General features: G+C 55.2%; 15 protein-coding genes. 6 read left to right on the plus strand and 9 right to left on the minus strand.

The window, feature by feature from the left end:
- Nucleotides 1–255: 255 nt before the first annotated feature.
- Nucleotides 256–1,689 carry an aldehyde dehydrogenase family protein gene (locus tag AB4Y96_RS25915; RefSeq protein WP_441920859.1) on the minus strand — a complete coding sequence of 478 codons (1,434 nt, stop codon included), beginning with the start codon at nucleotides 1,687–1,689 and terminating at the stop codon, nucleotides 256–258.
- A gap of 216 nt (nucleotides 1,690–1,905) precedes the next feature.
- The gene (locus AB4Y96_RS25920; RefSeq protein ID WP_441920861.1) at nucleotides 1,906–2,940 is read right to left on the minus strand and encodes an L-idonate 5-dehydrogenase; all 1,035 of its coding nucleotides are present in this window, start codon (nucleotides 2,938–2,940) and stop codon (nucleotides 1,906–1,908) included.
- A 165-nt stretch (nucleotides 2,941–3,105) separates the two neighbouring features.
- Here AB4Y96_RS25920 and AB4Y96_RS25925 point away from each other — a divergent pair, with 165 nt between their 5' ends.
- Together AB4Y96_RS25925 and AB4Y96_RS25930 are read left to right on the plus strand one after the other, a co-directional pair.
- Nucleotides 3,106–3,873 (plus strand): SDR family oxidoreductase, encoded by a 768-nt coding sequence (locus AB4Y96_RS25925; RefSeq protein WP_441920863.1) that lies wholly within the window; start codon nucleotides 3,106–3,108, stop codon nucleotides 3,871–3,873.
- The gene (locus AB4Y96_RS25930) at nucleotides 3,870–4,370 is read left to right on the plus strand and encodes a gluconokinase (protein WP_091886904.1); all 501 of its coding nucleotides are present in this window, start codon (nucleotides 3,870–3,872) and stop codon (nucleotides 4,368–4,370) included. Before AB4Y96_RS25925 ends, AB4Y96_RS25930 begins: the two co-directional genes overlap by 4 nt.
- On the opposite strand, the gene AB4Y96_RS25935 is transcribed toward AB4Y96_RS25930, so the two are convergent.
- From AB4Y96_RS25935 to AB4Y96_RS25960, 6 genes are all read right to left on the minus strand, one after another.
- A complete protein-coding gene (locus tag AB4Y96_RS25935) occupies nucleotides 4,367–5,257 on the minus strand; it encodes an NAD(P)-dependent oxidoreductase (protein WP_441920864.1) in 891 nt (296 codons plus the stop codon). The two genes, AB4Y96_RS25930 and AB4Y96_RS25935, sit on opposite strands and share 4 nt — an antisense overlap.
- Before the next feature lie 29 nt (nucleotides 5,258–5,286).
- Nucleotides 5,287–6,222, minus strand: coding sequence for a 2-hydroxyacid dehydrogenase (locus AB4Y96_RS25940; RefSeq protein ID WP_441920866.1), 936 nt, complete (start codon nucleotides 6,220–6,222; stop codon nucleotides 5,287–5,289).
- A gap of 26 nt (nucleotides 6,223–6,248) precedes the next feature.
- Nucleotides 6,249–6,980: an amino acid ABC transporter ATP-binding protein gene (locus AB4Y96_RS25945; RefSeq protein WP_091886896.1), complete on the minus strand. Its 732-nt coding sequence runs from the start codon at nucleotides 6,978–6,980 to the stop codon at nucleotides 6,249–6,251.
- Nucleotides 6,961–7,620 carry an amino acid ABC transporter permease gene (locus tag AB4Y96_RS25950; protein WP_091886893.1) on the minus strand — a complete coding sequence of 220 codons (660 nt, stop codon included), beginning with the start codon at nucleotides 7,618–7,620 and terminating at the stop codon, nucleotides 6,961–6,963. Before AB4Y96_RS25950 ends, AB4Y96_RS25945 begins: the two co-directional genes overlap by 20 nt.
- Nucleotides 7,617–8,321, minus strand: a complete 705-nt coding sequence (locus AB4Y96_RS25955) for an amino acid ABC transporter permease (protein ID WP_227987839.1) — start codon at nucleotides 8,319–8,321, stop codon at nucleotides 7,617–7,619. Before AB4Y96_RS25955 ends, AB4Y96_RS25950 begins: the two co-directional genes overlap by 4 nt.
- Before the next feature lie 63 nt (nucleotides 8,322–8,384).
- The gene (locus AB4Y96_RS25960; RefSeq protein ID WP_441920869.1) at nucleotides 8,385–9,188 is read right to left on the minus strand and encodes a transporter substrate-binding domain-containing protein; all 804 of its coding nucleotides are present in this window, start codon (nucleotides 9,186–9,188) and stop codon (nucleotides 8,385–8,387) included.
- A gap of 289 nt (nucleotides 9,189–9,477) precedes the next feature.
- On the opposite strand from AB4Y96_RS25960, the gene AB4Y96_RS25965 reads away from it, so the two are divergent.
- Both AB4Y96_RS25965 and AB4Y96_RS25970 read left to right on the plus strand, forming a co-directional pair.
- Nucleotides 9,478–9,804, plus strand: a complete 327-nt coding sequence (locus tag AB4Y96_RS25965; RefSeq protein WP_112530614.1) for a hypothetical protein — start codon at nucleotides 9,478–9,480, stop codon at nucleotides 9,802–9,804.
- Nucleotides 9,805–9,858: 54 nt separating this feature from the next.
- Nucleotides 9,859–10,887, plus strand: a complete 1,029-nt coding sequence (locus tag AB4Y96_RS25970; RefSeq protein ID WP_441920877.1) for a LacI family DNA-binding transcriptional regulator — start codon at nucleotides 9,859–9,861, stop codon at nucleotides 10,885–10,887.
- A 51-nt stretch (nucleotides 10,888–10,938) separates the two neighbouring features.
- On the opposite strand, the gene AB4Y96_RS25975 is transcribed toward AB4Y96_RS25970, so the two are convergent.
- Entirely contained in the window at nucleotides 10,939–11,310 is a 372-nt protein-coding gene (locus tag AB4Y96_RS25975; protein WP_441920871.1) for a DUF4180 domain-containing protein, read from the minus strand.
- Between the two features lie 86 nt (nucleotides 11,311–11,396).
- Here AB4Y96_RS25975 and AB4Y96_RS25980 point away from each other — a divergent pair, with 86 nt between their 5' ends.
- Nucleotides 11,397–11,534 carry a hypothetical protein gene (locus AB4Y96_RS25980; protein ID WP_441920873.1) on the plus strand — a complete coding sequence of 46 codons (138 nt, stop codon included), beginning with the start codon at nucleotides 11,397–11,399 and terminating at the stop codon, nucleotides 11,532–11,534.
- A 146-nt stretch (nucleotides 11,535–11,680) separates the two neighbouring features.
- Nucleotides 11,681–12,901 carry an ATP-binding protein gene (locus AB4Y96_RS25985; protein ID WP_441920875.1) on the plus strand — a complete coding sequence of 407 codons (1,221 nt, stop codon included), beginning with the start codon at nucleotides 11,681–11,683 and terminating at the stop codon, nucleotides 12,899–12,901.
- Nucleotides 12,902–13,015 lie beyond the last annotated feature (114 nt).

Genomic DNA, 13,015 nt, shown 5'->3' on the forward strand with positions numbered 1-13,015 from the left:
GAGAGCTTCCTTTAGGGCGCATTCAGCAACCGCCAGCGGCGCCCCGCCCTCGTTGTGTCGGTATATAGACCCCCACCACCAAAACTGTCAACACGCCTTTCCCAAAAAAACGCACAAATCTAAACTTTCTCAAGCCAGCACAACCAACCCTGGGGATAACCAAAACCAACAAACAACCAGAACCCAATAAATACGGGCGGTGCACCGCACCGCCCGTCAAAAACAGATCCGTCATAAAGAGCGAGAAAGCTGACTTCAGGCCAGCGTGTAAGCCGTCTTTACGGTCGTATAGAATTCAGCAGCATATTTGCCCTGCTCGCGCGAACCATAGCTTGAGCCCTTGCGCCCACCGAACGGCACATGGAAATCCACACCGGCTGTTGGCAGATTGACCATCACCATGCCAGCCTCGGCATTGCGTTTGAAATGCGTTGCATGTTTGAGGCTTGTCGTGGCGATGCCCGATGACAGGCCGAACTGCGTATCATTGGCCGTATGCAATGCCTCTTCATAATCCTTGACCCGGATGACACTGGCCACGGGACCAAATATCTCCTCGCGCGAAATCCGCATCTGGTTGGTGGCTTCGGTGAACAATGCTGGCTGCAGATAGAAGCCGGGATTATCACGGGTCAGCCGCTCGCCGCCAAAAGCCAGCTTCGCGCCTTCACTCTGGCCAATGGCAATATAGTCTTCATCCTGCTTCAGCTGGCTCTGATCAACCACCGGGCCGATATGGGTTCCAGCCTTCAGCGCATCGTCAACGATGACACCCTTCAGACGCTCGGTCGCCGCAGCAACGAAGCGGTCGTGAATGCCTTCAGTGACAATAATACGCGAGGACGCCGTGCAGCGCTGACCTGTCGAGAAGAAGGCGCTGTTAACGGCTGCTTCGACGGCGACGTTCAAATCCGCATCGTCAAGCACAACGAATGGGTTCTTGCCGCCCATCTCCAGCTGGAACTTGCGCATATGTTCAATGGAGGCAGCGGCAACGCGTTTGCCCGTGCCAACCGAACCGGTGAAGGTGATGGCATTCACATCAGCACTATCGAGAATGGTCTGACCAACCACCGACCCCTTGCCCATGACAAGGTTGAGCACACCTTTTGGCAGACCGGCGCGGTGCAATATGTCGACAATCGCCCAGGAGCAGCCCGGCACCAGATCAGCTGGCTTGAACACGACCGTATTGCCATAGGCCAATGCTGGAGCAATCTTCCAGGCGGGAATGGCGATGGGAAAATTCCATGGGGTGATAATGCCGACAACCCCAATTGGCTCACGGGTAATTTCAACACCGATATTCGGGCGCGCGCTCGGCAGGACCTCACCCGCCAGACGCAGAACTTCTCCGGCGAAGAAATCAAAGATTTGAGCAGCGCGCACTGTCTCGCCGATACCTTCGGCCAATGTCTTGCCTTCTTCGCGTGACAACAGGCGACCGATTTCATCCTTGCGGGCGGTGATCTCGTCGGCGGTCTTGCGCAGGATCGCATGGCGCTCAAGAATGCCGGAGCGTGACCATGCCGGGAAAGCTCCCTTCGCCGCCGCTATGGCATTCAACGTGTCTTCGGCCGTTGCCCGTGCATATTCACCGACGATATCATTGGTATTGGAAGGATTGATGTTGGCAATGGCGTCGCCGCCGGTCCAAGCGCCATCGATCAGATTCTGGTGCAATGTCATGATTCTTTCTGTCCTTCCTGATGACGGCACAGGATCGCCGTCACGATGCGGCCCTTGTCAGGCCTTCTCCCGAAACTCTCGCTCCAAACAAACCCTCGGCGATACGCTCGAAAGCATCAACGCTCTATCAAAGGGGAAGTGTCGCCGGACCTTAGCATAGGCAAAAGCGGTTTCAACGAACATTTGGGAACATTTGCCTCATTCCGGACGCGAATGTCAGTCGAAGGCCAATTGCACCTTCATCGAACGGCTGCGATCCCCCGCCGTCTCAAATGCCTTGACCGCTTCATCGAGCTTGAAAATCCCCGTCAGCAGCGGCTTCACATCGACCACTTTCCGGCTGATGAGATCAACGGCCAGCGCAAACTCCTCATGGAAGCGGAAAGAACCACGCAGGTCGATTTCCTTGGAAACGATCATGTTCTGCGGAATGGAGATGTCACCGCCAAGACCAAGCTGCATGAGAATGCCGCGCGGCCGCAAGACTTCCAGCCCGGCGCGTAGCGCCCGTTCATTGCCGGATGCTTCGAACATTACATCAAATGAGCCTTTGTTGGCGGAATAGGCGGCAAGTTGTTCCGGATATTCGGCGACATTGATGGTTCGGTCGGCGCCAACTTCCCTCGCCTTCACCAGAACTGCATCCATGACATCGGTTGCAACAATCTCCTGTGCGCCGTGCGCCCGTGCAGCCAAAATGGTCAAAGCACCGATGGGACCACAGCCCGTAACAAGAACCCGCTTGCCGAGCAACGACCCAGCTCGGTTGACTGCATGGAGGGTCACGGCGAACGGCTCAGCAAATGCTGCTTCATTGATGGAGACACCGTCTGCCACCTTGTGACATTGCCATGCCTCGGCAATCAGCCGCTGGCGGAATGCGCCCTGAATATGCGGCATAGGCATCGCACTGCCGTAAAAGCGCATGTTAAGACAATGGTTCTGCAGCCCTTTAAGACAATAGTCGCAATGATTGCAGGGCCGGCTGGGCGATACGGCAACACGATCACCGATGGCAAGCCCGCTCACGCCGGCTCCCAAAGCCAGAATAGTTCCGGCAATTTCGTGGCCAAGAATCATCGGCTCGCGCAGCCGGATCGTGCCGAACCCGCCATGATTATAGTAATGCAGATCCGAGCCGCATATGCCGCCTGCCTCAATGGCAATATCCACCTGCCCGGCTTCAGGCGCACCCGGATCACGTTCTTCGATACGCAAATCTTTCGCGGCGTGGATGACGACGGCCTTCATGCATTCCTCCCTTGCGCATCCCGCACCCAGACGACATTGTCGCGGGTAGGCGAAGCGCTTTGACACACTGATACTTGCATATGTTATCGATAACATTTATGTCAAGCGGAGAAGAAGCGACAGCTTTCGCGAGTCGAATTTCCGCAAAACCGGAGGAAAGAAAGAATGGCCTATCCATTGTTCAGCCTTGAGGGGAAACGTGCCCTCATCACAGGATCAAGCCAGGGCATCGGCTTTGCCCTCGCAAAAGGTCTGGCTGAACATGGGGCGGAAATCATCATCAATGGCCGCGATGAAACCAAGGTGGATGCAGCGGTCACTGAGCTGAAAGCTGCCGGTCACAAAGCCCACGCAGCCGCGTTTGACGTGACCAATATTGACAGCGTCAAAGTCGGCGTGGACAAGATCGAAGCTGAGATTGGCGCTATCGATATTCTCTTTAACAATGCCGGGATGCAGTTTCGCGCCCCGCTCGAGGATTTCCCTGAGGACAAGTGGCAGCTGCTGTTGCAGACCAATATATCAAGTGTCTTCTATACGGGGCAAAGTGTGGCAAAGCATATGATCAAACGCGGACGGGGCAAGATTATCAATATTGCATCGGTGCAAAGCGAACTGGCGCGTCCGTCCATCGCGCCCTATACGGCAACCAAGGGCGCTGTCCGCAATCTCACCCGCGGCATGTGCACGGACTGGGCAAAATATGGTTTGCAGATCAACGCCATCGCACCCGGCTATTTCAAGACACCGCTCAATCAGGCCCTTATCGATAATCCTGAATTCTCCGGCTGGCTGGAAAAGCGCACGCCAGCGGGTCGCTGGGGCAATGTCGAAGAATTGGTGGGAGCAGCCGTATTCCTTGCCAGCGATGCCTCATCCTTCGTCAATGGCCAGGTCATCCACGTCGATGGCGGAATCACGGCGTCCGTATGATCCGGCTCATCGTCATGGGAGTGAGTGGCTCCGGTAAATCTTCGATCGGCGAAGGAATAGCGGCCGCATTGTCCCTGCCCTTCATTGAAGGCGACGTTCTGCATCCCGAAAGCAATGTGAAGAAAATGTCGGCGGGCATTCCGCTGACCGACGATGATCGCTGGCCATGGCTCGACAAAATTGGTGCGGAACTTGCCAAAGCCGAGAAGGGTGTCATCGTTTCCTGTTCGGCGCTAAAAAAGAGCTATCGTGACCGGTTGCGCCGGGAAGCTGGCGGAGCGCTCGCCTTTGTCTTTCTCGATGGCACCCTTGAGGTTCTGCGTGACCATATGGGGAAGCGCACCGGGCACTTCATGCCGCTGTCCATGCTGGACAGCCAGCTGGCGACGCTGGAATCACCGAAGGGCGAGCCACTGGTTTTCACGCAAGACGTCGCCCATCCAATCAAGCAGATTGTTGATGCCAGCGTGCAATGGCTGCAAGCACAGGATCTCTAACGCTCGTCGGAAAAACCATCCAGCAGCCGCATCATTTCGGCCGAATCGCGTGGACCCAATCCGGCTGCACAGAGCAGCCGGTGAATTTCGACCACCTGTCCGGTCATCGGCAAAGGCGTCTTTGTCTTCAAGGCAAAGGCCTGCAGAGAGTCGAGATCCTTCAGCATGTTATCGATGCGCCCGGTCGGCGTATAATCCCGGGCGGCAAATTTCGCCATAAACTCCTGCATGATCCGGTTGTCGGCGCGCCCGCCTGCCAACGCCTGTGGGATGATGGCGGGATCAACGCCGCCCGCTTCCGCAAGCTTGACCGCCTCGGCAACGGCCTGAAACGCCACGGCGCAAAACAGCTGGTTGATCAGCTTGGTGGTCTGCCCCGCGCCGCTTGGTCCCATCAATGTGTAGTTGGCGCAAAGGTGCTGCATCACGGTCCGTCCGCGTTCGAAATCGGCAGCATCACCGCCCGCCATAACCGTTAATCGCCCCGCAAGCGCACCGGGAACACCGCCGGATAGCGGGCAATCCAGCCATTTCATCCCGGTTTGCTCCGCAAGCTTTGCCGCCATCTCAGCGGTTTCCTTCGGGTCGATCGACGACATATCGATCAGCAATTTGTCGGCTGTGGCCGCAGCAGCCACCCCGTCCGAGCCGAAGACCACAGCGCGGACAATATCGGCATGATTCAGACTGAGAATAACAAAATTGCTCTTGGCGGTAGCATCCGCAGCCGAACTTGCAGCAATTGCACCTTTGGCCAAAAGCGCCGCAACCTTTTGCGCATCAACATCAAACACAGTCACCGCGTGGCCGGTCTCGATTAGCCGCGTTGCAATTGCCGCGCCCATGAACCCGGCACCAATAACAGCAACTGTGGATGCGTCAGCCATTTTCTATTCCTCGTGTGTCGGAACGTCAGTTAAACAACCGCTGCAGGCAGTGGCTTGCCAGAAAATTGCGCTTCCAGATTGGCCAGCACGAGATCAGCCATGGCGCGGCGCGTCTCGTGGGTCGCACTTGCGATATGCGGCGACACAACAACATTCTTCATGCCTATCAGGGCTTCCGGTACGCGCGGTTCGTCCTCGAACACATCAAGGCCCGCACCGGAAATCGATCCGCCCTGCAGCGCAGCAATCAAAGCCGCTTCATCCACGAGAGAGCCACGGGCGATATTGATCAGGCTGCCATTGGGGCCAAGTGCCTTCAGCACATCCGTGTTGACCACATGCTTTGTCTCCGCCGAGGCCGCCGCCGCAATGACAAGCACATCGCAATTGGCTGCAAGCTCGTTGATATCAGGATAAAACGTGTAGGGAACATCGAGCTTCCGGCGGCCAGAATAGGAGATTTTCCCGTCAAAGGCTTGCAGTCGCGTGGCAATGGCCTGACCAATACGGCCAAGCCCGAAGATGCCATAGCGCCTTCCGGTTACCCGGTGCCCCAGACCAAGTTCGCCCTTTGGCCAATTGCCAGCCCGCACATGATTGTCGGCAAGCACAAGCTGGCGCGCCAGGGCGATGATCAAGCCAAGGGCCAGATCGGCAACATCAGCCGTCAGCACATCAGGCGTGTTGGCGACGCGATAGCCGCGCTTGCGCGCCTCGTTCAGATCAATCTTGTCATAGCCGACACCATTGATCGAAATGATTTCGAGTTTTGGCAATTGGGCCGCAAGTTCCATCGGAATCCCGATATGCCCGCCAGTGACCACGCCGCGAATCTTGTCCGCATGGGATTTGAGAAATCCCGGCTGATCTTTCATCTCGAACCAACGATGAACGCTATAGCGCTTGGCCAAATCTGCTTCGAGGGCTGGCATGACAGGACAGAGTTGCAGAATATCAATCGACATGATCACGAGATTCCTGATTGGTTATTTCACTTAACATCGGCTTTGACGAACTGGCGCAGCTCTGGCGTTTGCGGATCGCTGAAGAGTTGCTTTGATAAGCCTTCTTCCCAGATCTTGCCCTGATGCATGAAGATGGTCTTTGTCGCGACCCGCCGGGCAAACGCCATTTCGTGGGTGACAAGAATCATCGTCATGCCGTCACGCGCAAGCTGTTCCATGACGTTGAGCACTTCTTCGGTCAATTCAGGATCAAGCGCCGATGTCACTTCATCAAAGAGCATTACCTTTGGCTGCATGGCGAGCGAACGGGCAATGGCAACGCGCTGCTGTTGACCGCCGGAAAGCTCGTCTGGATAGGCATCGAATTTTTCCGATAGACCAACCAGTTTCAGCACCCGCTCCGCCGTTTCGCGGGTCTGCGCCTTGGCCACATTCTTCACGATCTTTGGCGCCAGCATGATGTTCTCGCCGACACTCAGATGCGGGAAAAGATTATAGCTCTGGAAAACAATGCCAACATCCGTCCGCAACGCCCGCAACTGTTTGGGATCGCTGCTCACCGTATGGCCGGCAATCTCGATACGGCCGGAATTGATTTTTTCCAGCCCGTTGATGCAGCGGAGCAGCGTGCTCTTGCCCGAACCCGACCGGCCAATCAGCGCGATGACCTCGCCGCGCTCGACGGTCAGCGAGACGCCTTTGAGGACTTCGACCATGCCGAAGCTTTTGTGGACATTTTCAACGATGACTTCTGGCATGGAGTCTCCTTTCCAGCCAACGTGATAGCTGGGACAGCGGATAACAGACGACGAAGTAAAGAGCCGCGACCGCGATGAAAACGCGGAATGGCTGGAACGTCGCGTTGTTGATGAGTTGGCCCGCACGGGCGAGTTCAACAAAACCAATGATCGAGGTGATCGAGGTGTTCTTGACCACCTGCACGGCAAAGCCAACGGTCGAGGGCAACGAGATGCGCAGTGCCTGCGGCAGAATCACATAACGATATTGCTGCGTCCGCGTCATCGCCAGCGATTCTGACGCCTCCCATTGCTGCTTGGGCACCGACTGGATGCAACCACGCCAGATTTCGGCGAGATAGCCCGATGCATAGATCGTCATCGAAGCGCCCGCTGCCACCAGAGGTGGTAATTGCAGACCGGCAAGACTTAGACCGTAATAGGACAGGAACAGGATCATCAGCACCGGAATGCCCTGAATGATCTGGATATAGGTCGCCGCAACAATCCGCAGCCACTTATGCGTGGAGGTACGAGCGAGTGCGATGAAGAAGCCGACAATGCCGCCGCCGCTGAGCGCGATGATGGTAAGGACAACAGTCCATAGCAGTGCGGAAACAAGAAAGCCGAATTCGCTGAAACCAAAAGTACGGAGAATCATGTCTGCACCTCCGGAAGAGCGACAGCTGTTCGCCGCGCCACCCGGCGACCAAACAACCACAATCCGATCATGGCGAGCACCCCGCGCAGGGCGAGCGCCAATGCCAGATAAATCAGTGTGACGACGATATAGACTTCGAATGAACGGAAGCTTTGCGACTCGACAAAGGCTGCCGATGCCGCAAGTTCATTGGTCGAAATGGCCGAGCAAACCGAAGAAGCCAGCATCATCAGCACGAACTGGCTGCACAGCGCCGGATAGACTTTCGCAATCGCTGGCATGATGATGACATGCCGGTAAATCTGCAACCGGGTGAAACCGAGCGCCTCGCCCGCTTCAATCTGCGACTTGTGAATCGATTCGATCCCGGCGCGAATGATTTCGGTCGAATAGGCAGCCAGATTGATTGTCATGCCGATCAAGGCCGCCGTCACCGCACTGACGCGAATTCCCAGCCCCGGCATACCGAAATAGACGATGAAAAGCTGCACCAGAAACGGTGTGTTACGAATGATCTCGACATAGGCATCAACAAGAATACGGCCGATGCCCGGCTTCATCGAACGAACAGATGCCAGCACGATACCACAGGCGCAACCAAGGATGATCGAAGCAACAGACAGCTTGATCGTCATCCATATGCCGGCAAGAATCTCATTCTGATATTGGGCGATCACGCCAAACTGGAAGGTGTAGGACATCTCCGGCCTCCGTGAGGGATTGCACCGGGCAGACTTTGCCCGGCGAATCGATTGAGCAGCGGATCAGAAGGATGGCAGCTGCGGCATTGGCTGACCGGTCCACTTGACGGAAATTGCATCAAGTTCGCCGGAGTTCTTCATGAGGTAAATGGCCGTGTTGAGCCATTGACGCATCTCGAAATCCTGCAGCGTAGTCGCCATGGAATTGCCCTGACGGAAGAACGTGAAGCCGACCTGCAAACCCGCATCAGGCAGTTGCTTTATGACTGCATCCGCAACAGTGGAAGGCAAGGCAACCGCATCGACCTGCCCGGCAATCAATGCCTGTGCCGTGGTCGAATCATCTTCGTAAACCACAAGCTCAAGCCCCGGCACGGCAACCTTCCGCAAAGCGGCTTCCTGTGACGAGCCGCGATTGACCGCGACGCGCTTGCCGCCGAGTTCTGACAACGCGCCGAATTTCTGGTCCTTGCCCGAAACAATCACCATGTTGAATGCACTATAAGGTTGGGTAAACATCACTGTTTTGGCGCGTTCACCCGTTGGCGCAAGCGTCGCGACAAGGAAATCGACCTTGCCTGTTTGCAGTGCCGGAATGCGCGACGGCGGCGTCAGCGGAACCAGTTCAGCCTTTACACCGAGGTAACCGGCAATCAGATTGGCGACGTCAACGTCATATCCGGTTGGATTACCCTTCTCGTCCACCATGCCCATGGGCGGCGCGCCTGTCAGCACGCCGATTCGCACAGTGCCGCGCGACGTGATGTCATTCAGTGTGACCGCATTGGCATCAACAGCTGAAAACAGACCCGCAGCGGCAACGCCGACAGCAGCGACCATCACCCGCAATGATTTTGAAATACCCATTATAGCCTCCTCCACTTGTATCAAGATTCCGGCAGTACCTCCCGAGCACGCCACCTGAATTCAATTTCATTTGTTCTCGATAACACTCCCATCAGCGCCATGCTTTAGAAATGCTGCCGTCCGATTGCGGTACCAAAACTGGCATTAAATCGCCAAAGAAGCACTGCATTCAAACCAGTCTGCAACAGCCCACGAAATTTGCTGCTTGTGTTTCCAATGAAGCATGTTATCGATAACATTACAAGTGGCAACCCTAAAATGCCGCGCTCTTATCACCGGAGGAGGATTGATGTTCACCCGTTCGGCCATCTTTGAAGGCAAGATTCACGCAGGTCAGGAAGAGGCGTTTTTCCGGATGGTCGAGGAGCAATTGCTGCCCATTTGGAAGCGCATGCCGAATGCCCAGGCAGTGCGTGTGATGCGTATGATTGATTCGGACCCCGATTCGCCTGACATCGCCATGGTACAGGAAGTCGACTACCCGACGATGGAAGCCGTCAAAGAAGCATTGGCCTCGCCCGTCCGCTTGGAAGGGCGTGTTATCACCGATGAAATGATGCGTATGTTCGATGGCCGTTTTTACCATGTGGTTTACAACAGGATCGCCCCGAAGTAACTGATTCGGAACAGACAGGACCGATACGTGCCGCCATCCTCGCCAAAAGCCACCATGCACGACGTCTCCCGCCTCGCCGGCGTGTCGAAGATGACTGTCTCGCGCGTGCTTGCGGACCCCGACCTTGTTTCCGAATCAACGCGAAACAAGGTGATGAAGGCCATCGAGCAGTTGAGCTACGTACCCGACCGGGTTGCAGGCAGCCTTTCATCCCGGCGCACCAATTTTATCACGGCAATTCTCCCTACCCTGACAAATTCCAATTTCGCCGATACGGCTCAGGGTCTTGCCGAGGCGATGCGGCCCGCCGATTACCAACTGCTTATCGGCTACACCATGTACCGGCTTGAGGAAGAAGAGCGAATCATCCGCGCCATGCTGGCTCGCCGCCCCGACGCGATCGTGGTTGCCGGAACGACCCACACCAAGGCAGCAAACGAAATGATGCTGCGTGCCGGAATTCCAATCGTCGAAATCTGGGATACGCCTGAACATCCGATTGACCATGCGGTTGGTTTTTCCAACTATGAGGTCGGGCGGGCGGCGGCGCTGCACCTTCTGGCCCTTGGGCACCGGCGAATCGGCGCGCTCGGTTCAAGAATGGACAGCGACGCCAAGGATTTGCGCGGCGAATCACGCCTTGCGGGCTTCACCTCCGTGTTGCGGGAAGCTGGCCTTGGCGATGAATTGGTGATTCGCGAGGGCCTGGCGCCCGTTTCCTACGATCATGGCGCGCTTACACTTGGTGTTTTGCTCGAACGCGCACCTGATGTGGAAGCCGTTTTCGCCGTTTCCGATATTTCTGCCGTTGGCGCATTGATGGAATGTCACCGCCGCGGCATTAAAGTACCTGACGATCTGTCGCTGATGGGCTTTGGCGATTTCGATATCGCCCGGCAATGCGTTCCCGCCATCACAACGATTCGCATTGATGCGGAATTGATTGGCCGGAAAACTGGGGAATTGCTTCTGCAGGTTCTCGACCATAGTGCCGATGCAGCCAATTCTCCCGCATCAGCCATCAATGTGGGCTTCGAACTGGTTACAAGGCAAACAACAGCTCTTTCAAAAAAGCAGTTGTAGACACGGAAACAGAATCCGAAAGGGATTTACTCTTGCCCTGTTCGCAAGGAATCACGCAGCAATTGAAAGCCGTTGATCAAGCTCAGCCAAATCACCGATGAACCAAAGGCTTCGGCCACGATTTGTCTCATAGACAAAGTCTCGCAATGCCGTGCTTTCATTGGTCCAAGCGGAGATGTCCCCGAGAATTGCCAGGCGAACCTGATAGTTGACGAACTTCTGGATGACCTCCCCCGCGATACGTGTTTTGAGATCAAGAAAATCTTCGCCCAATCGTTCAACCGGAATGACCGCAAGGGTTGCCTGCTGTGCCCAAACCGCACTCAGAAATGCATTCGCATCCCGCTCCCCGGCAAGCTTGTCGCCCTTAGCGTCAAATACAAAAACGCGAACGCCGTGAATCTCGATCACCTGATCAGTCATAAGTAGAGTTTCCTGTAGAAATGACATCTGCTCTAAGAAAAATATAATTGGCAAGACAGCCAGTAATCAAATTGCAGGAGAAGAGAATGTGCAACTCCGAAACGATGGTTGATGATACCAATCAACACGCCGCCGGATTCGCAATCAGAAGTTTGGAAGATTCTGATTTTGATCAGATCGCACAAATGAATAAAGAGCTCATTGAAGATGAAGGGCACATGTAGTGACATGCCAAGTGTGGCGCAAAAAAATCCATCCGGAGCCCTCACCCTCAAAATGCCGACATCCGCACAATCGATCCTAATTACCACCATATTGACTACTAATTAACACCATATATATTCCTGATTGCCACCAATCGGGGATCAGCATGTACAAGCGTTTTGTCGAGCAACGAGCAGAAGAGGCCTTGTCAGATACGCCCGTGGTTTTGATTGTCGGCCCCCGTCGCGCGGGCAAGACGACACTGGTGCGTAAGATGGAGGATGTTGGACGGACCTATATTACTCTTGATGATCAGACAGTGCTTGATGCTGCAAGGTCTGACCCGGTGGGCTTCATCCGGGGATTGGACCGGGCAATCATCGATGAAATCCAACGCGCACCCGATCTGCTGCTTGCAATCAAGAAAACGGTAGATGAGGATTACCGTCCCGGCCGTTTTCTGCTGACCGGCTCAGCCAATATCCTGACACTCCCCCGCGTTGCGGACAGTCTGGCCGGCCGAATGGAAACGCTTCAAATGCTGCCCTTGGCCCGCGCGGAGGTCCTTGGTCGAAAACCCACATTTCTGGACCGACTGTTTGAAGGAAAACTGCGTGGTGACAAAACGGCTATTGTTGGAAATGATCTGGTCGATCTGGTGCTTCAGGGCGGTTTTCCCGAAGCCATTGTCCGCGATACCGAACGTCGGCGTCAGGATTGGGCGCGCTCCTATTTGACCTCCGTTCTGACGAGGGATCTGCGCGATATCGCCGCGATCGAGAAACTGACTGACCTGCCCAAATTCGTTCGCCTGCTGGCAGAACATTCAGGGCAGTTGGTCAATTATTCGCAGTTTGCCGGCAGCATTGACGTCAACTACAAAACCAGCCAGCGTTATGTCGGACTGTTGGAACAGGTCTTTCTCGTCTTTACACTTCAGCCTTGGTACACCAACACACTGAAACGAATCATCAAGACACCGAAATTGCATTTCGTCGATTCTGGATTGCTTGCCGCCAGCCGTGGCTTAAGTTTCGATCGCGTCACAAAAGATCGCAGCATATTTGGCGCACTCTTGGAAAGTTTCGTGTTTTCTGAGGTTCGAAAGCTGATGACCGGCTCCCAACTGCGCCTGACGCCTTATCACTTCCGTGACCAGAAAATGCATGAGGTCGATATCGTTCTCGAACGCGATGATGGCACGATTGTCGGGATTGAGGTGAAAGCAAGCGCTACGGTCAAGGCATCTGATTTCGATGGACTGCGAATTCTCGCAGACGCCTGCGGCGATAGATTTGCCTATGGCGTCGTTTTATATGACAGCGCGGATGTTGTGCCCTTTGCAGAGCGTCTTGCGGCGGCTCCATTGTCGTGCCTCTGGGCTTAACACGGTGTGCTGCCGGTTTATAATGCGTTTTGAGAAGCTGGTTTTGGTTTGATATTTGGGAGTTTTGGGGGGATGGTTTGCCCGCTCGGGTCTTTAGACAGCGCCGTGGGTTGT

The sequence above is a fragment of the Phyllobacterium sp. TAF24 genome, assembly GCF_052113785.1.
Taxonomy (GTDB): domain Bacteria; phylum Pseudomonadota; class Alphaproteobacteria; order Rhizobiales; family Rhizobiaceae; genus Phyllobacterium.

What these genes read in the sequence shown, in the direction of transcription:
- AB4Y96_RS25915 (WP_441920859.1), bottom strand. Translation starts at nt 1,689, where the DNA reads ATGACATTGCACCAGAATCTGATCGATGGCGCTTGGACCGGCGGCGAC.
- AB4Y96_RS25920 (WP_441920861.1), bottom strand. Translation starts at nt 2,940, where the DNA reads ATGAAGGCCGTCGTCATCCACGCCGCGAAAGATTTGCGTATCGAAGAA.
- AB4Y96_RS25925 (WP_441920863.1), top strand. Translation starts at nt 3,106, where the DNA reads ATGGCCTATCCATTGTTCAGCCTTGAGGGGAAACGTGCCCTCATCACA.
- AB4Y96_RS25930 (WP_091886904.1), top strand. Translation starts at nt 3,870, where the DNA reads ATGATCCGGCTCATCGTCATGGGAGTGAGTGGCTCCGGTAAATCTTCG.
- AB4Y96_RS25935 (WP_441920864.1), bottom strand. Translation starts at nt 5,257, where the DNA reads ATGGCTGACGCATCCACAGTTGCTGTTATTGGTGCCGGGTTCATGGGC.
- AB4Y96_RS25940 (WP_441920866.1), bottom strand. Translation starts at nt 6,222, where the DNA reads ATGTCGATTGATATTCTGCAACTCTGTCCTGTCATGCCAGCCCTCGAA.
- AB4Y96_RS25945 (WP_091886896.1), bottom strand. Translation starts at nt 6,980, where the DNA reads ATGCCAGAAGTCATCGTTGAAAATGTCCACAAAAGCTTCGGCATGGTC.
- AB4Y96_RS25950 (WP_091886893.1), bottom strand. Translation starts at nt 7,620, where the DNA reads ATGATTCTCCGTACTTTTGGTTTCAGCGAATTCGGCTTTCTTGTTTCC.
- AB4Y96_RS25955 (WP_227987839.1), bottom strand. Translation starts at nt 8,321, where the DNA reads ATGTCCTACACCTTCCAGTTTGGCGTGATCGCCCAATATCAGAATGAG.
- AB4Y96_RS25960 (WP_441920869.1), bottom strand. Translation starts at nt 9,188, where the DNA reads ATGGGTATTTCAAAATCATTGCGGGTGATGGTCGCTGCTGTCGGCGTT.
- AB4Y96_RS25965 (WP_112530614.1), top strand. Translation starts at nt 9,478, where the DNA reads ATGTTCACCCGTTCGGCCATCTTTGAAGGCAAGATTCACGCAGGTCAG.
- AB4Y96_RS25970 (WP_441920877.1), top strand. Translation starts at nt 9,859, where the DNA reads ATGCACGACGTCTCCCGCCTCGCCGGCGTGTCGAAGATGACTGTCTCG.
- AB4Y96_RS25975 (WP_441920871.1), bottom strand. Translation starts at nt 11,310, where the DNA reads ATGACTGATCAGGTGATCGAGATTCACGGCGTTCGCGTTTTTGTATTT.
- AB4Y96_RS25980 (WP_441920873.1), top strand. Translation starts at nt 11,397, where the DNA reads ATGTGCAACTCCGAAACGATGGTTGATGATACCAATCAACACGCCGCC.
- AB4Y96_RS25985 (WP_441920875.1), top strand. Translation starts at nt 11,681, where the DNA reads ATGTACAAGCGTTTTGTCGAGCAACGAGCAGAAGAGGCCTTGTCAGAT.